This window comes from Streptomyces sp. NPDC017095 (assembly GCF_044332325.1).
Lineage (GTDB): Bacteria > Actinomycetota > Actinomycetes > Streptomycetales > Streptomycetaceae > Streptomyces.
On record NZ_JBIROU010000012.1, the window covers coordinates 91,702 to 113,663 of the forward strand.

12 protein-coding genes are annotated in these 21,962 nt (G+C 71.6%); 10 read left to right on the forward strand and 2 right to left on the reverse strand.

The genetic code is table 11. The annotated features are described in order from the left end of the window. Positions 1-879: 879 nt before the first annotated feature. From ACH4OA_RS23855 to ACH4OA_RS23890, 8 genes are all read left to right on the forward strand, one after another. Positions 880-1,941: a methyltransferase gene (locus tag ACH4OA_RS23855; protein ID WP_397970694.1), complete on the forward strand. Its 1,062-nt coding sequence runs from the start codon at positions 880-882 to the stop codon at positions 1,939-1,941. Between the two features lie 473 nt (positions 1,942-2,414). Then, positions 2,415-3,164: an SDR family NAD(P)-dependent oxidoreductase gene (locus ACH4OA_RS23860; RefSeq protein WP_397937329.1), complete on the forward strand. Its 750-nt coding sequence runs from the start codon at positions 2,415-2,417 to the stop codon at positions 3,162-3,164. A gap of 78 nt (positions 3,165-3,242) precedes the next feature. Then, on the forward strand, positions 3,243-4,343 hold the full coding sequence (locus ACH4OA_RS23865; protein ID WP_397937330.1) for an SIS domain-containing protein: 1,101 nt from the start codon (positions 3,243-3,245) through the stop codon (positions 4,341-4,343). 64 nt (positions 4,344-4,407) lie between these two features. After that, complete coding sequence (locus tag ACH4OA_RS23870; RefSeq protein ID WP_397970697.1) at positions 4,408-11,631, forward strand: amino acid adenylation domain-containing protein; 7,224 nt, start codon at positions 4,408-4,410, stop codon at positions 11,629-11,631. Next, positions 11,628-12,803, forward strand: a complete 1,176-nt coding sequence (locus ACH4OA_RS23875) for an FAD-dependent monooxygenase (protein ID WP_365878186.1) — start codon at positions 11,628-11,630, stop codon at positions 12,801-12,803. The genes ACH4OA_RS23870 and ACH4OA_RS23875 overlap by 4 nt, the downstream gene beginning before the upstream one ends. A gap of 208 nt (positions 12,804-13,011) precedes the next feature. Continuing rightward, positions 13,012-14,094, forward strand: a complete 1,083-nt coding sequence (gene pdhA, locus ACH4OA_RS23880) for a pyruvate dehydrogenase (acetyl-transferring) E1 component subunit alpha (protein ID WP_397970699.1) — start codon at positions 13,012-13,014, stop codon at positions 14,092-14,094. A 3-nt stretch (positions 14,095-14,097) separates the two neighbouring features. Beyond that, positions 14,098-15,081: an alpha-ketoacid dehydrogenase subunit beta gene (locus ACH4OA_RS23885; RefSeq protein ID WP_397970702.1), complete on the forward strand. Its 984-nt coding sequence runs from the start codon at positions 14,098-14,100 to the stop codon at positions 15,079-15,081. Continuing rightward, a complete protein-coding gene (locus ACH4OA_RS23890; RefSeq protein WP_397970704.1) occupies positions 15,074-16,465 on the forward strand; it encodes a dihydrolipoamide acetyltransferase family protein in 1,392 nt (463 codons plus the stop codon). The genes ACH4OA_RS23885 and ACH4OA_RS23890 overlap by 8 nt, the downstream gene beginning before the upstream one ends. Positions 16,466-16,722: 257 nt before the next feature. On the opposite strand, the gene ACH4OA_RS23895 is transcribed toward ACH4OA_RS23890, so the two are convergent. Further along, positions 16,723-17,373 (reverse strand): response regulator transcription factor, encoded by a 651-nt coding sequence (locus ACH4OA_RS23895; protein ID WP_365941944.1) that lies wholly within the window; start codon positions 17,371-17,373, stop codon positions 16,723-16,725. Between the two features lie 925 nt (positions 17,374-18,298). Here ACH4OA_RS23895 and ACH4OA_RS23900 point away from each other — a divergent pair. Beyond that, positions 18,299-19,336, forward strand: coding sequence for an inosamine-phosphate amidinotransferase 1 (locus ACH4OA_RS23900; protein ID WP_397947553.1), 1,038 nt, complete (start codon positions 18,299-18,301; stop codon positions 19,334-19,336). Between the two features lie 138 nt (positions 19,337-19,474). On the opposite strand, the gene ACH4OA_RS23905 is transcribed toward ACH4OA_RS23900, so the two are convergent. Then, positions 19,475-19,828: a hypothetical protein gene (locus tag ACH4OA_RS23905; RefSeq protein ID WP_397970706.1), complete on the reverse strand. Its 354-nt coding sequence runs from the start codon at positions 19,826-19,828 to the stop codon at positions 19,475-19,477. A 390-nt stretch (positions 19,829-20,218) separates the two neighbouring features. On the opposite strand from ACH4OA_RS23905, the gene ACH4OA_RS23910 reads away from it, so the two are divergent. Further along, positions 20,219-21,955 carry a SpoIIE family protein phosphatase gene (locus tag ACH4OA_RS23910; RefSeq protein WP_397937340.1) on the forward strand — a complete coding sequence of 579 codons (1,737 nt, stop codon included), beginning with the start codon at positions 20,219-20,221 and terminating at the stop codon, positions 21,953-21,955. The last annotated feature ends 7 nt before the right edge of the window (positions 21,956-21,962 follow it).

The following is a 21,962-nucleotide window of genomic DNA, read 5'->3' on the forward strand; positions in this document are numbered from 1 at the left end:
AACGTGTTGGCGCGGTGATCGATGTCGTCGGCGGATCCGCTCCCGGCCCCGGGCCCGGTTCCGGCCATGCGGGCGATCGGCTTGTTCCGGACCCATGGTGCGAGAGCGGTCCGGTCCCTTATGGGATGCCTCGTGCCATAGTCGCCCCTGTGTCCGGCGTATCCGGCGGGGTGTGGGTCCGCACGCTGTCACGGTCCGGCCGGCAGCCCCTGTCACCACCGCGTTTAGCGCATTGCCGGCCGCCGTCGCTCCGTCGTTCTGTCCGGGTCAGGAAAATGGTCCAGCTCCCCCCGTTTTCTTCGAGGGAAAGATTTCGGCCTTGTAACCGAACGGGTTCTGGTCGTCTTCGGCGCTCCCGGCGGCCTGAAGGGGAGGAAGGCAGACGCGAGTACCGCACGTTTCACGCCACCCGGGGGCGGGGTGGTGGCTGGAGAGGCCTTGTGTGACCTCCAGGTTTGCTGTTGCCTCTTGGGCGGGGGAGGTGGCGGCGATGCAGCAGACCATGGAGAGACGGCGCCACTCGTTCGGCGCCGGCGTTGCCGGGCCGGGGGACCGGGCTCCCGGGAGAAGACGCCGCTGTACGGGCCACCGCACACCGCCGGGGCCGATGACGCCGAGGCCGCGCCGCGTCCCTGTGAGGGCGAACGCCGCCCGCCGGCCCGCCGGATGACGCACAAGGCGTACTCCATGTCCGAAACGGAGCGGTAGGACAGCCTGCCGCGGACGGCGGTCCGCGGCGCCCGCTCCCGTCCTCTTTCCCGACTTTCCCGAATGTCCCGAACGGCGATCGATCAGCAGAACCGGACGATGCTGGACTTCACCACGACTCGGCCGACGGTGTGCGCACCCGAGGCCCGCGAAACCGTGAAGGGGATCATCATGACCGAACCGTCGGCGACCGCCCTGGACGAGCTGTGGCAGCTGGTGTACACCAGCTTCCGCTTCCCGTTCCTGCACGCGGCACTCCGTCTGAAACTGTTCACCCTGCTCAAGGAGCGGCCGGGCAGCACCCTGGATGAGATCACCCGCGAACTGGGCCTCGAAGAACGCCCCGGACACGTACTGCTGTTGGGATGCAGCGCGTTCGGACTCGTACGCAAGGAAGGCGACGGGTACCACAACACCGCCGCGACCGATCTCCTGGCGGGCGACCCGGACGGCTTCATGCCCGTCATCGTCCGCTACACCCACGAGATGCTGTACCGGCCGATGAGCTGGCTCTACGAATCGCTGGTGGACAACGAGAACCAGGGTCTGCACCGTGAGCTGCTCGCCGGATCGTCGGCGACGACGCTCTACGAACTCCTCGCCGAGGACAAGAACCTCGAGCAGGTGTTCACCGCCATGATGGAGCACCAGAGCCGCTCGGTGGTCGAGGACTTCGTCGACTCCGTGGACTTCTCGTCGTACCACCACGTCCTGGACGTCGGCGGCGGGACCGGGACCAACGCCATCGGCTTCGCCGAGCGGTGGCCGCAGCTCCAGGCGACCATCCTGGAACTGCCGAACGTGGCCGCGATGGCGAACGACCGGATAGCCGAGGCCGGCCTGTCCGACCGGGTCCGCGCGATCGGCACCGACGTCATGAACGACGCGTTCCCGACGCCGGACACGTCCCACGACTGCGTCGTGTTCTCCCGGTTCCTCGAGATCTGGTCCCCGGAGCAGGTCCGCGACCTCTTCGCCAAGAGCTACCGGGCGCTGGAGCCGGGCGGCCATCTGGTGATCGTGGCCTGCGCCCAGAACGACGAGGAGACCGGTCCCGCGCACGCCGCGTTCATGTCGGCGTACGTCCAGACGGTCGCGTCGCCCGAGGGCCGCATCTACACGCCCCGCGAATTCGAGCAGTGGTACGCCGAAGCGGGCTTCGAGCCCCTGGACCGTCAGTACCCCGGGCGGTTCGACGTCATCCTCCGCGCCCGCAAGCCCCTGGCCGGCTGAGCCGCCGCTGCCCGCACCAGGGCAGGTCACGCCGGCCGGCCGGACAGAGCGGTGCTCTTCGGGCCGGGCGGCGGACAGACCATCGGTCTCCATGCCCACGTGAGGACCGCACGACCGGGATGAGCCACCGGCGGGAGGAGCGCACCGCCCCTGACCGCGTCGTCGGCGGCCGGGGCACCGTGGCGGGGGCGTTCCGCCACGGCCGGCGAACCGCTCACGGCCGGGTGCGGCAGGCGCACCCGGGCCGCTGTGATGCCGCGGAGCACGCGCCACGCGCCGCGACGGCACGGAACGCCGGGTCCGGGCCGCGCCACCGGCGCGGACGCCCGGGTGCCGGGGCCACACCGCCCCACCCGCGCCACCGGAGGGCCCGAGCGGCGTTCCACGGTGCGCCCTGGCGGCGCCGGGCCGGAGCGCTCACTTCCTGGAAGACGGACATATCGACGGGAAGGCAGTGTTTGATGCGACAGAGTGTGAGTGGAACACCCGACAAGCTGGCCGTCGTCACGGGCGGAACGAAGGGGATCGGGCTCGCGTTCAGCCGCCGGCTCGTCCGGCTGGGATACCGGGTGGTGGCGACGTTCCACAGTGACCAGGAGTCCGCGAACCAAGCCGTCAGGGAGATGGAGAAGGGCCTGTCCGTCGTCCGGTCGGATGTGTCCGACCCCGACGAGGTGGCACGGCTGGCCGAACTCGTGCGGGCCGAACACGGAGTTCCGCGGGTGCTGGTCAACAACGCCGGCCTGAACATCGACCGGCCGGTGCTCGACATCTCCGACTCGGACTGGCGCCGGGTACTGGACACGAATCTCTCGGGGCCGTTCTATATGACCCGGGCGTTCGCTCCGCCCATGCGGGAGAGCGGCGGCGGTTCCATCGTCAACATCGGCGCCACCACGGCGATCCGTCCCCGGCTGAACGGCGCCAATTACTGTTCGAGCAAAGCGGGTCTGCTCCATCTGACCAAATGCCTGGCCATGGAACTCGCGCCGGACATCCGGGTGAACTGCCTCATCCCGGGAATGATCGACACGGAGGAGATGCGGACCCGCTACCGCGTGGCCGAACCGGAATACCTGAGCGCGCTGCTGGACGAGATTCCGCAGCGCAGGATAGGCACCACCGACGAGATGGCGGACGCCCTGGAATTCCTGGTGGGCGAGGGCGCCGCCTATGTCACCGGCCAGAAACTGATCGTGGACGGCGGCCAGTTCATGTGGTGAAGACCCCCGGCCGTTCCCTGGAGACCGCGCATCAGCACCATCTGACAGCACCGGCAACCGAGGAAGAGAGGCACAGTCATGCGATCACGCCTTGAGCGCTACCAGGAGTTCCTGGAGCAGGAGTACCGCTCCGGTTTCACGAAGTACAACGAGTACGACATCTCCGGTATATCGGAGGACCTGGCGAAACAACTGCGCAACGGCCGGTTCAACCGCATCGTGTTCAGCGGCATGGGCTGCTCGGCCATCGTGTCGGACGTGATCAAGGTCTTCTTCACCTCGATCCGCAGCGGCCTCGAAGTGCATGTCTTCAACGACTACGACTTCGAGTACCTGATCCCGCGCTCGGTGATCGAGGACGACCGCACGCTCATCATCCTCAGCTCCTACAGCGGTCACTCCAACGAGCCGATCCGCGCCTTCCACGCACTGCGCCCGATGCACGACCGGGTCCTGCTGCTCACCTCCGGGGGCCGACTCGGCGAACTGGGCGAGGAGCACGGGGTGTCCATCGCGCGCTGGACCCTGAGCAAGCCGGACCGCGAGTACCCGCTGTTCCACGTCGGCCAGTACTTCTCGATCCTGGTCGACATGTTCCTGAAGCTGGGGCTTCTCGACACCGACCACGGTCCCGAGGTCCGGGCCCTGGCGAAGACCCTGGAAACCGACTTCACACCCGCCCTGCGCGAGCTGGCCGCCGACGCCGCCGCGCGCAGCGAGAACGCCAACATCATCATGCTCGGGTCGCCCAAGTGGCACGAGAGCCTGCTGAAGCTGGCCAAGATGCACTTCAACGAGATCGCCATGGTGCCGGCCACCCGGAACTACTTCCACGAGTTCTGCCACAGCGAGGTGGCCACGCTCACCGACCCCGAGCGCCGGCACAGCATTCTGCTCTTCACCGACCCGGACGAGGACGACTACACCCGCGCCAAGCGCAAGAACCTGGTGGCGCTGCTGACCGCGCCGATCCCGCAGAACGCCAACGTCACCGTCACGGAGATCGAACTCGACCAGCCGACGTTCATGCGCCAGTATTTCACCGCGCTGGAATTCGTCCAGTACATGACTCTTGATCTCGGAAAGGCGCGGGAGACGAAGTCGCGCAACCTGATCTCCGAGGCCGCCGGAAACCCCTGGTACCACGGCAGCACCATCGCTGCGGAGCAGGCCGGCTGAGGCAGTCGTACAGCTCGGACACCGAAGGCAACAGCCGAGAAAAGCCGAGAAAAATGGAGCGATCGTGAATCTCCGGGGGCGCAGCTCTCTCACGGCCTATCAACAGGACATCTGGGCGGCGAACTCGCTGTTCCCGGATCTCCCGCAGTTCAACTGCTTCATCACCGACCGGTTCACCGGTGAGGTCGACGTCGACCTGCTCAAGGAGTGCCTGCGCCGTGCGGCCGACCGCAACGACGCGTTCCGGCTCCGGATCGACCCGGAGGACGGCACCCCGCGCCAGTGGGCCGAGGACGAGACGTACGACATCCCGACCATCGACCTCTCCGGAGCCGAGGAGCCCCGCGCGGCCTGCGAGGCTTGGATCAGGGACGAGTTCGACGTCCCGTTCGAGGTGGAGCGCCGCCGGCTGTTCAGGATCGCGGTCCTCAAGGAGCGCGAGGACGTCGTCCACGCCTACGTCAAGGTGCATCACATCGTCGCCGACGCCTGGGGCCTGAACCTGTTCATGTCCCAGGTCCGCGCCGAGTACGACCAGGTGCGGCGGACCGGGCGGTTCGACGACCGGCCCGTGCCGTCGTACCTGGACTTCGTCGAGGAGGAGCGCCGCTACCAGGCGTCGGACGACCACGCACACGACCGCGCCTACTTCCAGGAGCAGTTGCGGGACGTCGCCCCGGCCTTCTTCCGCCGGTCCGCGCGGGCCGGCTCCCGGCGCAGCGCCCGCCACAGCTTCCTCATCGAGCGCGCCGTCATCGAAGCCATCCGGGAGCGCGGCCATTCGGTCTTCGCGTTCGTCGCCAGTGCCTTCGCCGTCTATCTGTCCCGCGTCCACGGCAGCGACGAGGTCGTCCTCGGCGTACCGCTGCTGAACCGGCCCACCGCCGGGCAGAAGCAGACCGTCGGCCACTTCGCCAACACCCTGCCGCTGCGCGTGGCTCCCGGCGGACAGCGCACGATGAGCGACCTGGTCGCCGGGGTGCAGAGCGCGACCCGGACCCTCAAGTCCCACGAGCGCTTCTCCCTGGGCGACCTGCTGCGCTCGGTACCGCTCCAGGACAGCGGCCCCAAGCGGCTGTTCGACACCACCATCGCCTATCTGCGCTGGCCCAGCCCGCTCGACGTGCAGGGCGTGACGTACGAGACCGTCGTGCAGGCCCGCGCCCACGACGACGACGTCCTCGCGGTCGTCGTCAACGAACTGGACGACGTCAGCGACGTCCTGGTCGACATGGACTACGCCCTCGACGTCTTCGACGCCGACTTCCCCATCGAGTCGGTGGCCACCCACATCGAGGCGATCCTCAAGGGCACCCTGGCCCGGCCGGACCGCCCGCTGGCGGAGATCCCCATGATCGGCGACGCCGAGCGCGCCGCCCTGATCGCGACGGGCAGCGGCCCGGTGACCGGCTTCTCCGACGACACCACGCTGCACGCGCTGTTCGAGCGGCAGGCGGCCGAGACGCCCGACCGGCCGGCCGTCGTCGCGGACGACCCCGCCGCCTCGCTGACCTTCGCGCAACTGGACGCGTGGGCGAACCACATCGCGCACCGGTTGCGCGATGACGGGGTGGGCGCCGGCGACCGGGTGGCCGTCGTGGCCGAGCGCGGCCCGCACCTGATCGCGGCCGTCCTCGGGGTGCTCAAGGCGGGCGGCGCGTACGTACCGGTCGACCCGGGCCACCCCGCGGAACGGGTCGGGTTCCTGCTGGCCGACAGCGGGGCCAAGGCCGTCCTGCTCGGCAGCACCGTGCCCGCTTCCCTGGTGGGCGACGCGGTGCCCGTGCGCCGCCTGGACAGCACCCCGCAGGCCGCGCCCGCACCGCCCGCACCCGCCGGCGGCCCGGGTGACCTCGCCTACGTCATCTACACCTCCGGCTCCACCGGGCGGCCCAAGGGCGTGCAGGTCGAGCACCGTTCCGTGGTGAACCGGCTGGAGTGGATGCAGCGCGGCTATCCGATCGGCGCCGGGGACGTCCTGCTGCAGAAGACACCGGTGACCTTCGACGTCTCGGTGTGGGAGCTGTTCTGGTGGGCGATCACCGGCGCCGGACTCGCGCTGCTCCCGCCCCGCGGCGAGCGGGATCCCGGAGCCATCCTCCAGACGGTGAAGACCCACCGTGTGAGCGTGGCCCACTTCGTGCCCTCGATGCTCGGCCCCTTCCTCGACCTGCTGGAGGAGACCCCGGCGCTGCTGCACGACCTCGCGTCCCTGCGCCTGGTGTTCTGCAGCGGCGAGGCGCTGACGCCCGCCCACGTGAACAGGTTCAACCGGGTCTTCGCCGCGGCCGGCGCCGACGCGCCACGGCTGGTCAACCTCTACGGCCCGACCGAGGCCACGGTCGACGTCACGTACTACGACTGCCCGGGCGACGCGGCCGAGGAGATACGGCGCGTACCGATCGGACGGCCGATCGACAACATACGGCTCTACGTCGTCGGTGCCCACGGCGACCTCCAGCCCACCGGGGTGCCCGGTGAGCTGTGCATCGCGGGCGTGGGCGTGGCGCGCGGCTACCTGGACCGGCCCGAACTGGACGCGGCGGCGTTCGTGCCCGACCCGTTCACCCCCGGCGGGCGGATGTACCGCACCGGTGACCGGGCGCGCTGGCTCGCGGACGGCACCCTCGCCTACCTGGGCCGGCTGGACGACCAGGTGAAGATCCGGGGCAACCGGGTGGAACTGGGCGAGGTGCGCAACCGGCTGGCCGCCCTCCGGGGCATCCGGGACGCCCTCGTCGTAGACCGGACCTCACCGTCGCGCGGTGTCCACCTGGTGGGCTACTACGTCGCGGACGACGAGGTGCCGCTCACCGACCTGCGGGCCCAACTTCTGGACGTACTTCCGGAATTCATGATCCCGGCGTTCTTCGTCAGGCTCGACCGGATCCCGCTCACCGCGAACGGCAAGGCCGACCGGCGGCGGCTGCCCGCGCCCGCCGTGGAGGCGGACACCCGGACCACGGCACCGGCCAACGAGATCGAGGCGAAGATCGCCGCCGCTTGGTCGGCCGTCCTCGAGACCGACGTGATCGGCGTCGACCAGGACTACTACTCCCTGGGCGGCGACTCGATCATGATGCTCCGCATCCAGGCCGAGGCACGGCGCGCGGGCGTCCACTTCACCCTGGCCGACATGGTCCGCAATCCCACCGTGGCGGCGCTCGCCGCGACCGCGACCACCACCTCGCCGGACGGACAGGACGCCCCGCTGGAACCGTTCGCGCTCGTGTCCGGGGTCGACCGCGCGCGGCTGGCCGGCCTGGCGGACGCCTACCCGGCGACCCGGCTGCACCTCGGCCTGCTCTACCACAGCCGGGAACGCGAGCGGTCGGCCGTGTACCACGACGTCTTCCGCTACTCCCTGAAGACGGTCTGGGACGAGGAGGCGCTGCGCCGCGCCTTCGACGGCCTGGTCGGCCGCCACCCGGTCCTGCGCTCCGCGTTCGACCTGGGCGGCTACTCCGAACCCCTGCAACTCGTCCACCGCGAGGCCCACGGCGGACTGGAGATCGCGGACCTGCGCCGCCTCGGCGACCAGGAGGCCGAGGCCGAGGTCGCCCGGCACGTCGAGGAACGGCGGTACCACGCGTACCGGCTGGACCGCCCGCCGCTGTACCTGTTCCGCGTGCACGTCCTGCGCGACTCCGTGGAACTGGTCTTGAGCTTCCACCACGCGATCCTGGACGGCTGGAGCGTGGCCACCCTGGTGAGCGAACTGCTCCAGGACTACCTGCACCACGCCGGGCGGCCCGTCGCCGCCGTCCCGACCGGCCATCTGCCGTCCCCCGCCCTCTACGTGCGCGAGGAACGGCGGGCCCTCGCCTCCGAGGATTCCCGGCGCTACTGGCAACGGCTCCTCACCGGCGCCGAACTGGTCCAGATCGACGGATTCCGGCCGTACGAGCCCGCGGGCGACCAGGAACTCATCGTCCACCACGTGGAGCTGCCGGACGGCCTCGGCACCCGGGTGCGCCACCTGGCGCGCGCCCACGGCCTGCCGGTGAAGGCCCTGCTGCTCGCGGCGCACTGCCTCACCCTGCGGCTGCTCTCCGACACGCGGGACATCACCACCGGCCTGGTCACCGGCGGCCGGCCGGAACAGGCCGGCGCCGAACGGATCACCGGACTCTTCCTCGAAACGCTGCCGCTGCGCCTGGACACCCGGCCGCGCACCTGGCTGGACGCGGCGCGCGAGGTCTACCGGCAGGAGCGGGACAGCCACCCGCACCGGCACTACCCGCTCAGCGCGATCCAGGAGGACCGCGGCGGGGACGTCATCTTCGAGACCGCTTTCAACTACGTCCACCTGCGCGTGCTCAACTCCCTTCTGAAGGACACCGGCCTGGAGCTGACCGACTTCCGGACCTGGGAGGAGACCAACTTCAAGCTGCTGGTCAACGCGGTGGTCGACCCGGTCGACGAACGCCTGTGGCTGCGCATGGACGGCGACGGACGCACCTTCTCCCGGGCGCAGGTGGAGAGCATCGGCCGGACGTACCTCGCCGTGCTCCGGCAGATCACCGACCACCCCGACGCGGACGTGGACTTCGCCTTCCTGTGCGACCCACGGGACGAGGCGGCACTGCGGACCGGCTCCGCCCCCGGCGCGGCCGGGGACGCGCTGCCCGACGTCATCCGGCGGATCGACGAGCACGTCGCCCGCACCCCGGACGCGGTGGCCGTCTCCTGCGGCCCGCGCCAGTGGACGTACGCCCAGCTCGACGAGGCCGCGCACCGGATCGCCCGCGGCCTGATCGCGGCCGGTGCCCGGCCCGGATCGACCATCGGCATCGCCATGGACCGCTCGCCCGAGACGCTGGCCACCGTGCTCGGAGTCGGGAAGGCCGCCGCCACCTGCGTCCCGCTCGACGTCAGCTACCCGCCGGCCAGGCTCGCGGCGATGGTCGCCCAGGCCGACCCGCTGCGGATCATCACCCACGACACGCACGCGCACCTGTTCGCGGACTCCGACCGGCTCCTGTCCGTGGACGACCTGCTCGCCGCCGAGCCCGCACCCGACGGCCCGCCACTGCCGGAGATCACCGGCGAGACCGTCGCCTACCTGCTGTTCACCTCCGGCTCCAGCGGCGAGCCCAAGGGCGTCGAACTCCCGCACCGGGTGCTCGCCAACTACATGGAGTGGCAGATCCCCTCCGCCAGCGGCGCCGCGGGCGGCAAGACCCTCCAGTTCGCGCCGCTCAGCTTCGACGTGGCGTTCCAGGAGATCTACTCCACCCTGTGCGGCGGCGGCACCCTCCAGCTGATCTCCGAGGAGGAGCGGCGCGACATGCCGGCGCTGCTGCGCCTGCTGGACCGCGAGGAGGTGGAGCGGGCCTTCATGCCGTGCGTCGCGCTCCAGCAGCTCGCGGAGACCTCCCAGGCGCTGGGCATCCGGCCCCGCGCGCTGCGGGTGGTGATCTCCTCCGGTGAGCAGCTGCGGATCACCGAGGAGATCCGGCGGTTCTGCGCCGCGCTGCCGGGCACCGTGCTGGAGAACCAGTACGGGCCCACCGAGACGCATCTGCTGACCCATCACACGATGACCGGCGACCCGGCCGGCTTCCCCGACCTGCCGCCCATCGGCGTCCCGGTCGACGGCATCGAGATCCACCTGCTCGACGGGCTGATGCGGCCGGTGCCGCCCGGCGCGAAGGGGGAGATCTACATCGGCGGGGTGTGCCTGGCCCACGGCTACCGCAACCGGCCCGACCTGACCGAGCAGCGCTTCGTCCCGCACCCTTCCGGCGTGCCGGGCGCCCGCCTCTACCGCACCGGAGACCTGGCCCGGGTCATGCCGGACGGGAACCTCGTGTGGCTGGGCCGCGCCGACTCCCAGGTGAAGGTGCGCGGCTTCCGGGTCGAACTGGCCGAGGTGGAGCTCGCGATCGCCAAAATCGCCGAGGAGCAGCCCGGTATCCGGGAGGCCGCGGTGGTGGCCCGGCGCCGGGAGGGCGCCGACGCGTTCCTCGCCGCGTTCCTCGTCGGCGACCCGGACGCGGTGGACCTGGACGAGGTGCGCACCCGCCTGCGCACGGCGCTGCCGGACTACATGGTGCCCTCGCACCTGGAGTGGCTGCCGCGCCTGCCCCTGACGCCCAGCGGCAAGCGCGACGACGCGCTGCTGCGCCGGATGCCGCTCGCCGCGCCCGCGACGGACGCCACCCCGCCGGCCGACGAGCACGAGAAGGCCCTGGTGGGCATCCTGGCGGAACTGCTGGAGCTGCCCACGCTCGGGGTGCGGGACAACTTCTTCGACATCGGCGGTACCTCGCTGACCGCGATGCGGCTGGTGATGACCCTCGAGAAGCGGTACGGCGTCACCGTCCCGCTCTCCGCGTTCGTCGCGGCGCCGACCGTGGCCGGGCTGGCGGAATGGCTGCGGTCGGGGAACCCGGCGGCGGAGTTCGACCCCGTGGTGCCGATCCGCACCCAGGGCGGCAAGCCGCCGCTGTTCCTGGTCCACCCGCTCGGCGGCCATGTGCTGTGCTACGTACGGCTCGCCCGCCACCTGCCGGACGACCAGCCCGTCTACGCGTTGCAGGCCGCCGGGACCGTCCCCGGCACCGAACCGCTCGACTCCGTATCCGAGCTGGCCGCAAGCTATCTGAAGGCGATGCGCCGGGCCTGCCCGGACGGCCCGTACGTCATCGGCGGCTGGTCGTTCGGCGGCTTCGTCGCCTTCGAGATGGCCCGTCAGCTGCGGCGCACCGACCCGGAGGCGCTCCAGGGCACCGTGCTGATCGACCCGATCTTCGTCCGGCAGGGCGAGCGGCCCGACGTCGCCGACCACTCGCTGCTGGAGTGGTTCTTCTGGGAGCTGCTGTGGACGGGACGTGACGGGACCGCGCCGGTGGTCTCGCTGCCGGACGGGCTGGACGACGAGGCGAAGCTGGACTTCATCGTCGAACACGCCACGCGCGCCGGTGTGTTGCCGACGGGCAGTTCCCGCACCACCGTGCGGCGCCTGTTCACGATGTTCAAGGCGCACTGGCGGGCGATCCTCACCTACCAGCCCGCACCGGGCGACGAGGACGTGGTCCTGCTGCGCGCCACCTCCGAACTCCCGGAGATCCTGCGGCCGATGCACGGAGCCGCACAGAGCCTGCACGAGGACCCCACCAACGGCTGGGGAGCCCTGACCACCGGCCGGCTCCAGGTGGTGGACGTGCCCGGCGACCACCTGGTCCTCCTGGACGAACCGCACGTGAACGACGTCGCCCGACGAGTCGCAGAAGTGGTGGACGGCCGCCCCGACGGGCGGCAGGCCGAGAGGAGCGGGACATGACCCAGCACCCCACACGCAAGGCCCTCGTCATCGGGGCCGGGATCGGCGGGCTGGCCGCCGCGGCCACGCTGCGCCGGGCCGGCGTCGAGGTCCAGATCTTCGAACGGGCCCCCGAGCTGCGGCCCGGGACCACGGCGGTCTCCTTGATGGCCAACGCGATCCTGGCACTGCGCAGCGCGGGCATCGACATCACCCCGGGCCTGGACAAGCGCGCCGTGGTCTTCGACGAGCTGAGGTTCCTCACCAAGCGCGGCCGGCTGATCAGGGCGCTGCCGTTCCGCGGACTCGCGGACAAGCTGGGCGCACCGAACTACGCCGTCCACCGGGCCGACCTCCAGCAGACACTGCTGGACGCGGCCGGACCCGGCCTGGCCATCGAACTCGGCGCCACGGCCACCGGGTTCGTCACCGGTGACGACGGGGTCGAGGTGACCTTCGAGGACGGCCGGAAGGCCACGGGCGACCTCCTGATCGGCGCGGACGGCTTCAACTCCGCCCTCCGCCGACAGGTGGCGACCGCCGACGAGCCGCGGCCCGGCGGCTATGTGTGCTGGCTGGCGACGGTGCCCTTCAGCCATCCCCGGATGACCAAGGGCTACGCCGCGCACTACTGGGGGCGGGGCCAGCGGTTCGGTCTCGCCGACATCGGCCACGGCCGCGCCTACTGGTGGGCGACGAAGAACGTGCCCGCCGGGATCTCCCCGAGCCGGCGGCCCGGCAAGGCCGGGGTCACCCGCCTCTTCGCCGGCTGGGCCGACGAGGTGCGGGAGGCGATCCGGATCACCCCGGAGGAGACGATCGTCAGCATCACCGCCCAGGACCGTCCGTTCCTGTCGCGCTGGGGCAGCGGACGCATGACCCTGCTCGGGGACGCGGCGCACCCGATGCTGGTGAGCCTCGGCCAGGGCGCGGCGCTCGCCATCGAGGACGCCGTCGTCCTCGCGCGGCACCTCAAGGACGCCCCGGACCTGTCCGCGGCCCTGCGCGGCTACGAGGACGAACGCCGGCCGCGGACCGAGGCACTGGTCGCCGCGGCCCGCGCGCTCAGCCTCACCGAGCAGCTGGAGGGCCCGGTGGCCGCCCCGATGCGCGACCTCTACTTCCGGTTCGCGCCCCTGTCCAAGTTCACCAGCCAGAACGAGGCGGTCCTCACCTGGCCCCCGCTGGGATGACCACGCCCCCGGCCGCCGGCCCGTGGCACGCACCCACGCGGCCGGCGCGCCGGCGGAACTGCTTCCACGAGTTCCGCCACAGCGAGGACGAGGACGCCTACACCCGGGCGGAGATGAGGAACCTCGTCGGCCTCCTCACCGGCGACCGCCCGGAGAACCGGAACCTGTGCCGCGCGGGGAGCGCACCGAGCGCCCAAGGAGGGCCTTCATGCAGGCAGCACCCAGCACCTTCGATCCGGAACCGGTCGCGCTCCTCACCCCCGAGGGCCTGCCGGTGCACGACCCGCCGTTCGACGCGGCGCTGTCACCGGAGGAACTGACCGGCCTGTACGAGTGGATGGTCGTCACCCGGGCCGTGGACGAGGAGTTCGTCAACCTCCAGCGGCAGGGGCAGCTGGCCCTGTACCCCTCGTGCCGGGGCCAGGAGGCGGCCCAGATCGGCTGCGCCGCCGCCCTGCGCCCCGACGACTGGCTCTTCCCGCAGTACCGGGAACTCGGCGTGTTCCTGGTGCGCGGGGTGCCGGCCGCCGCGGTCGGCTCGGCCTGGCGCGGCACCTGGCACGGCGGCTGGGGCTTTCCCGAGCACGCCTGCGCACCGATGTCCATCCCCATCGGCACGCACGCCCTGCACGCGGTCGGCGCCGCCATGGCGGCGACCCGGCTCGGCGAGGACTCGGTGACCGTCGCGTTCATCGGCGACGGCGCGACGAGCGAGGGAGACGTGCACGAGGCGCTCAACTTCGCCGCGGTCGCCTCCGCGCCGTGCGTGTTCTACATCCAGAACAACCAGTGGGCGATCTCCGTGCCCCTGTCCCAGCAGACCCGGGCCCCCTCCCTCGCGCACAAGGCCGTGGGCTACGGCATGCCGGGGGTGCGGGTCGACGGCAACGACGTACTCGCCTGCCGGGCGGTGACCGAACAGGCCGTCCGCCGGGCCAGGGAGGGCGGCGGTCCGACCCTCGTCGAGGCGGTCACCTACCGGCTCGCCCCGCACACCACCTCCGACGACCCGACCCGGTACCGCCCGCAGGAGGAGGTGGACCGCTGGGAACGGCTCGACCCCCTGCCACGCTACCGCCGCTACCTCACCCACCTGGGCATCTGGCACCAGCGGGACGAGGAGCGCGCGCAGGCCCGGGCCGCGCGGATGTGCACCGGGCTGCGGGACGCCGTGTTCGACGCACCGGACGTTCCGCCGGAGGAACTGTTCGCGCACGTGCTCGCGGAACCGACGCGGGATCTGCTGGAGCAGTCCCGCCGGCTCCGCGCCGAGCTGGCCCGGGAGGAGTGAGCAGTGGCGGCGACCATGGTGGAGGCCATCAACACGGCGCTGCGCGAGACCATGGCCGAGGACGAGCGCGTCGTCGTCTTCGGCCAGGACGTGGCGCGCAACGGCGGAGTCTTCCGGGTGACGGAGGGCCTCGCCGAGCGGTTCGGCCCGCAGCGCTGCTTCGACACGCCCCTGGCCGAGTCGGCGATCGTCGGAGTGGCGCTGGGCATGGCGATGCGCGGACTGCGCCCGGTGCCCGAGATCCAGTTCGACGGATTCACCTACCCGGCCCTGGACCAGATCGTCAGTCACCTGGCCAAGTACCGCAACCGCACCCGCGGGCAGCTCGCGGTGCCGGTGACGCTGCGCGTCCCGTCCTTCGGCGGCATCGGCGCGGTCGAGCACCACTCGGAGTCCACCGAGACCTTCTGGGCGCACACCGCCGGGCTGCGCGTGGTGACGCCGGGCACGGCGGCCGACGCCGGCGTCCTGCTGCGCCAGGCCATCGACTGCGACGACCCGGTGCTCTTCCTGGAGCCCAAGCGGCGCTACTGGGAGAGCGGTGACCCGGCCGCCGAGGCCCCGCCGGCGGACCTGGCACGGGCGGTGGTCCGCCGCACCGGGACCGACGTCACGGTCGTCGCCTACGGCGGCACCGTCGGCACCGCCCTCGAAGCCGCTCAGACCGCCCGTCGCGAGCACGGCTGGGAGCTGGAGGTGCTGGACCTGCGGTCGCTGGCACCCCTCGACTTCCCCGCCATCGCCGCGTCGGTGGCCCGCACCGGACGCTGCGTCGTGCTGCACGAGGGCCCGCGCACCCTGGGGCTGGGCGCGGAGATCGCGGCCCGGGTGCAGGAGGAACTGTTCTGGGACCTGGAGGCCCCCGTACTGCGGGCTACGGGTTTCGACACACCGTATCCGCCCGCACGATGGGAGAAGGCATGGCTGCCAGGGGTGGACAGGCTGCTCGACAGCATCGACCGGTCCTTCGGGTACGCCCATGACTGACGCCGGCACCGACAACCGCGCCGGCACCGACGACACGGTCCGGGAGTTCCTCGTGCCCGACCTGGGGGAGGGGCTGGTCGAGGCGACCGTCGTCGAGTGGTCGGTGGCACCGGGCGACCCGGTCGCGGTCAACCAGCCGCTGTGCGTGCTCGAAACGGCCAAGGCCGAGGTGGAGATCCCCTCCCCGTTCGCCGGAACCGTCCTGGAACGACACGGCGAACCCGGGGAGACCCTGCCGGTGGGCACGCGCCTGACCCTCATCGACACCGCACCGGCCGCCGCCGGCACCGGCGGCGAGGACGGCGGCGAGGCCGGCACCGGCGGCGAGGACGGCGGCGAGGACGGCACCGGCGGTGCCGGAACGGGGCCGGTCCTCGTCGGATACGGCGCGCACCGGGGCACGGACGGCGGACGGCGCACCGTCCGGCGGCGCCCCGCGCCCCGGCGCGCGCAGACCGTCCCCACGGACACCGGACGCCCCCGCGCCAAGCCGCCCGTGCGCCGGCTCGCCCGCGCGCTCGGCGTGGACCTGGCCGCGCTCGGCCGCGGCTCGGGCCCCGAGGGAACCCTCACACGGGCGGACGTCCACGCGGCCGCGGACTCTCCCGTCACCCGGCCCGAGGACCCGCCCGGAACCGCACCGGAGGTCCGCACCACCCGGCCCGAGGACCCGCCCGGAACCGCACCGGGGGTCCGCACCCTTCCGGTCCGCGGCATACGGGCGCGGACGGCCGCGCGCATGACCCTCTCCCGCCGGGAGATCCCGGACGCGCACTGCTCCGTCACCGCCGACTTCTCCCGCCTGCTGGCCCTGCGCGACCGCCTGCGGGAGGACTCCCGCGCGGACGGGGTCACGCCCTTCGCACTCCTGCTGCGGCTGCTGACCCTGACGCTGCGCGATCATCCGCGGCTCAACGCCACCTTCACCGAGGACGGCCCGGCGGTGCGCACCTACGACGCGGTGCACCTGGGCATCGGCACGGCGACCCCGCGCGGCCTGGTCGTGCCGGTGGTCCGGGACGCCCAGGAGCTGACCACCGCGCGGCTGGCCGCGGAGACGGCGCGGCTGGCGGCCGGGGCCCGCGCGGGCACCCTCGGCCCCGGCGAGCTGACCGGGTCCACCTTCACCGTCTCCAACTTCGGCGCGCTGGGGCTCGACGAGGGGGTGCCGGTCATCAACCACCCCGAGGCGGCGATCCTCGGCGTCGGCTCGATCCGGCCCCGCCCGCACGTATTGGGCAGAGACACGCTCGTCGTACGGCCCACCGCCAAGCTCACCTGCGCGTTCGACCACCGGGTGTGCGACGGCGCGGAGGCCGCCGCTTTCCTCACCGCGCTGCGGGACCTCGTCGAATCACCCGAAACGGCCCTGCTGCGGATGTGAGAAGGGTGCCCGGGACGATTTCCATCGGTCATTCCCTATGACACAAGTCGGCGGAGACATTTCTTCTTCGCGGGGCCTGTTCACCGTGAAAACGAGCGAAGAGAGGTCCCCTGCCCACCGCGATCGACAATGCGCACCGCTTTCCCCGCGGATCGCCGGCATCTCCGGGTTCCGGGACGGCCGCTGCGGGCAGCCGTGCCGGCCTCGCGCGTGAACGCGCGAGGCCGGCACAGCCCGTGTCCAGCGCGTCCGGCCGGCTAGATGAGCCCGGACCGGTAGGCCAGGGAGACGAGCTGGGCACGGTCGCGGACGCCCAGCTTGGTGCGCACCCGGTACAGATGGGTGCGCACGGTGGCCACGCCGATGGTCAGCTCGCGGGCCACCTCCTCGGTGGACATGCCCCGGGCCACCAACTGGGTCACTTCCTTCTCGCGCGGGGTCAGGTCGGTGACCTCCGGGCAGGACGGGTGCTGCCGGGTCGCGGGCTGTTCGCGGAACCAGGTGACCAGGCGGTGGGCGATGTCCGGGGCGAGCAGGGTCCGGCCGGCGGCCGCGGCCCGGATGGCGGTGATCAGCTCCTGCGGGCTCGCGTCCTTGCCGAGCAGACAGCTCGCGCCGGCGTGCAGCACGTCGCTGACCGTCTGGTCGGCATCGGACCGGGTGAAGACGACGATGTGCGGGGGCGTGTCCTCCTTGCCGAGCCGGCGGATCAGCTCCAGACCGGAGATGGTGCGCAGGCTCAGATCGGTGACCACGACGTCGGGCCGGCTGGTGCGCACCAGGACGATGGCCTCCATGCCGTTGTCGGTGGTGCCGATCACGTCGATGTCCGGTACGGCGTCGAGCAGGGTTCTCAAGCCGTCCCCGATGACGGGCAGTTCGTCGCAGATGAGTACCCGTATGGTCATGGTGTTCCGCCTCGGTGAGGGTCGCTGGAAGCGCTTGACTGCGGGCGCCGGCTTCCGTTCCGCACGGTCACGGCCGGCTTCGGCTCCGGCGGCCTGATCGATGGCAGGCGATGTGCCGGCAGCACAAAGGGCACCGCCCCGATCATCAGACTGATCGGGGCGTTGACGAACTGCGACAGGCTCGGTGTGCGGATGATCGCCGTTTCACAGCTGTGCTCAACATCTGTGTTTCCCCCTGTTCTACGCGTCGACCTTGTGGGTCGCGTCGCTTACCGGTCCTCGGAACGGTCTCATCATCGGCCGGAAAGCGGCGCCGTGGACGCCCGTAGAAGCGCCATTCATCACGATGTCGGCGAAAAGTGCTTCCGACCCTGCCTCGTGCGCGATTGTCGGGGACGAGCGGCTCTGTCGTGCGGTGAAGGCGTGTCAATAGGCGTCGACGAGTCCGTTCACGCCAGGATTGGGCCTAGGAGTTTTTAGTCGATGTTTTGATCGAATGTCAAGGTTACCGGGAGGGTGTTCCGGCGGGATTTCCCGGCCCGCGCGCGGGTTCCGCGCAGGTCAGCACGCCGGCCGGGTGGCCGTATCGGTGCCCGGGCAGCCCGCCGGCGCACCGCCGCGACGGGAGTGGATCCAGCCGTCGCGCCGCCCGCGGACCGGAGGGTTCCGCCCGCCGCGGGCAGGCCGCGCAGCACGGCAGGCATGCCCTGACCGGGCCCGGGAGCCGTCCGGTTGTGAGGGTCTCGCACACGCAAAACGGCGTCCTGGCAGATCACTTGACCGAGCCGACCATGGCGTGTTTGAGTCGGCTGACCTCATTGCCCGCCGAGGGCGCCGCGCTATTGCTCGATCGTTTTACACGGTGTTCGACCGACCGACCGACTGACGCCGCGCCGGCGGCGTCCGGCATGAGAGGGGCAGCCCGATGAGCCTGGTCGATGTGCACACGGAATGGGATCCGCTCGAAGAGATCGTCGTCGGAACCATGGCAGGTGCGCGGGTGCCGGTCGCGGATCGCAGCCTGATAGCCACGGAATACCCGGACATGGACCCGGCGGAGATTCCGTCCGGACCGTATCCCGCCCACGTCGTCGAGCAGACCGAGGCCGAACTCGAAGAGCTGACGGCCATTCTCACCGGCCTCGGTGTGAAGGTGCGGCGGCCCGGCGGACGTGATCACAAGGCGGTCCTGGCCACCCCGGACTGGAGCACGGACGGGTTCTACGACTACTGCCCCCGGGACGGGTTCCTCGCGGTCGGCGACTCGATCATCGAGTCGCCGATGGTGCTGCGGGCCCGCTGGCTCGAAGGCTTCGCGTACAAGGACCTGTTCCTGGAGTACCTGGAGAGCGGCGCCCGCTGGCTGTCGGCGCCCAAGCCCCAGCTGGCCGACGACATGTACGAGCCCACCGCGCCGCCCGGCAAGCGGCTGCGCAATCTGGAACCGGTCTTCGACGCCGCGAACGTGCTCAGGTTCGGCACGGACCTGCTGTACCAGATCTCCGACAGCGGCAACGCGCTCGGCGCGCGCTGGCTGCAGGCCCTGCTCGGCGACCGGTACACGGTGCACGCGTGCGAGGGCCTGTACACCTCCACGCACATCGACTCGACCATCGTGCCGCTGCGCCCCGGGCTCGTCCTGATAAACCCGGCCCGGGTCAACGACGCCAACATGCCCGGCTTCCTGCGCGGTTGGGACCGGATCGTCTGCCCGGAGCTGGTGGACACCGGGTACCTCGGCGACCACCCGAAGTCGTCGGTGTGGATCGGGATGAACTTCCTGGTGGTCGCGCCCGGGAAGGCCATCGTGGACAAGCGCCAGGTCGGCCTCATCCGGGTGCTGGAGCAGCATGGCGTCGAGGTGATCCCGGCACAGCTCACCCATTCCAGGACCCTCGGCGGCGGATTCCACTGTGTGACGCTCGACGTGCGCCGCAGGGGCGAACTCGCCACGTACCGGTAGGACCGGCCGCGGGCCGCTCGTCTCCTCCCGACATCGAAAAGCCCCAGGGCGCGCGCGTACACGCGACGGCTCCCCGGACCGCGGCTGTGCCCGGTCCGGGGAGCTTTCTCTTTCTCCGGTGCCCCGCGGCGGGCAGGCTCAGGAGAAGACGACGGACCGCACGAGCAGGCGGTCGCCGGCGCCCGCGCCGGAAGGCAGGGTGTAGTAGACGTCGCCCTCGCAGCCGGCGGCCAGGAAGACGGTGGCGGTCGCGTCCGTGCGGTTCTTGGGGGCGCGGCCGGGGGAGCCCGGCTCGGAGCCGGGTCCGTGCAGGTCGATGCACTCACCGCCGGCCGGATCGTTCAGGAAGCCGACGGCCTCGTACCCCTCCGCGGTGGTGTAGGAGTAGCGGAACTGGCCGGTCGCCGCCAGGGCGGAGCCGGGCACGGCCAGCAGGAGGACGAGGGCACTGGTCAGGGTGCCGGCGGACGCGGCGAGGGAGCGAAGACGCACGGGGTTTTCCTCTGTCGGAAGGCGAACCTGGTCAGTGCGAGCGATGCCCCGGCGGCCGGCCGTGATGCGCGTCTTTCCTCGAACGGGGTGGGTCTTCCCCCGATCGGGGAACACCGCATCGTTTCTCTCCGGCCGACGGACGGCATCCCCCGGACCCCGCGGTGCGGCCGGGGCACCCGGGACGACCGGGCCGCCCGGCCGATCCGGGTTCACGGCCCTCCCCGGCACGCGGCCCGGGCGGCGGGTGCGCAGAATGAGCACAGGTCACAGATGAAGCGGCTGTCTCTTCCGCGAGGCGGGGCATAGGGGTAGGGACGCCGCGGGCACAACGCCGTACGGACGCGGAAGCGGCGCCGGGGGCGCAAGCCCGGTTCCGAGAGAGGCAAGGACATGGTGAGACCGGAGAGCACGGAGGCCGGACGGAAGGGGCCCGCGGCCGTGCCCTCTGCTTCGCTCGGCGTGGTCCTGGAGGCCATCGGGGCCGGTGTGTACGTCGTCGACGAGCAGGGCCACATCGTCGCCGTGAACTCCCGCGCCGAAGACCTGCTGGGCCGGTCCGCCGGGCAACTCGTCGGGCAGGACGCCCACGACCTGCTGCACCGGGGCGCGCAGGGCCAGCGGCTGGCCACGACCCAGTGCGGCATGCGGCAGGCGTTCCACGCCGGGAGCCCGGCCCAGGGCGGCGACGAGTACTTCGCGCGCGGGGACGGCTCGCTGCTGCCCGTCTCCTGGACGATCACGCCGTACGACATCGGTGCCGAGCGCAACGGCACACTCGTCGTCTTCCACCCGTCCGAGCAGGCATCCGGCACGGGGCAGCGCACGGGACAGACCACCGAGACGCTGACCGACTTCGAGCGGCTGGCCCTGCTGGCGGAGACGACCACCCAGCTGACGTCCACCTTCGACATCGACGAGGCCCTGCGCCGGCTGGTGGCCCTGGTGCTGCCGCGCCTGGCGGACTGGGCCGTCATCGACCTGATCACCGAGCGCGACGAGGTGTGGCGCACCGTCGTGGCGCAGGCCGACGGCGAGACGGTGATCCGTCGCGAGGACCTGGAGGGGCCGATGCCCCCGGTCCCTGAGGAGTCCCCGATGCCGCTGTCCCGGGCCCTGCGGGGCGTCGCCTCCACGCTGGCCGGCCCCGACACCTACCAGCGCGCCCCCGACTCCGGCATCGCCGTCGAACAGCACCGCCTGTTCGAGGTCACCGGCATGCACTCCGCGGCCATCGCGCCGCTGCGCAGCACGCGCGACGTCCTCGGCGCGCTCACGCTCGGCCGTGCCGGGAAACCCGGGAACTTCACCACCGCCGACCTGACCCTGGTCGAGGACATCGCGCGCCGCGCCGGTCTGGCGCTGGACAACGCCCGCCTCTACCAGCGGCAGCGCAAGGTCGCCGAGACCATGCAGAACCACCTGCTGCCCCAGATGCCCCGCGTGCCCGGCCTGCAGATGACCGTCCGCTATCTGCCCGCCCCCGACGCCTCCCAGGTCGGCGGCGACTGGTACGACGCCTTCACCCTGCCCGACGGCGCCACCGCGCTCGCCGTCGGCGACGTCGTCGGCCACGACCTGGAGGCCGCCGCCGGCATGGCCCAGCTGCGCAACATGCTCCGCGCCTACGCCTGGTCCCAGCAGGAACCGCCCAGCAGCGTCGTGGAACGCCTCGACGAGGCGATCATGCCCATCACCGACGTCTCCATGGCCACGCTCATCTTCGCCCGGGTCACGGAGACCAGCGACGGCCACTGGCAACTGTCCTGGACCAACGCGGGCCATCCGCCGCCGCTGCTCGTCACCCGGGACGGCCTGACGCACTACCTCACCGACGGCCACGGCCTCCTGCTGGGCACCGGCGTGCGCACCTCCCGCCCCGACGCCACGATCCTGCTGCCGCCGGGCGCCACCCTGCTGCTGTACACCGACGGCCTGGTCGAGGCGCCCGGCCACACCCTCGACGAGGGCCTGAACCGGCTGCGCCAGCACGCCGCCGCCCTCGCCCACCGGCCCCTGCCGTCCTTCACCGACCACCTCCTGCGCCGCGTCCACCCGCCGGGCCTGGACGACGTAGCCCTCCTGGCCGTAAGAGCCCCCGCCCGAACAGACCCCCACCCACCCACATAACAGCACC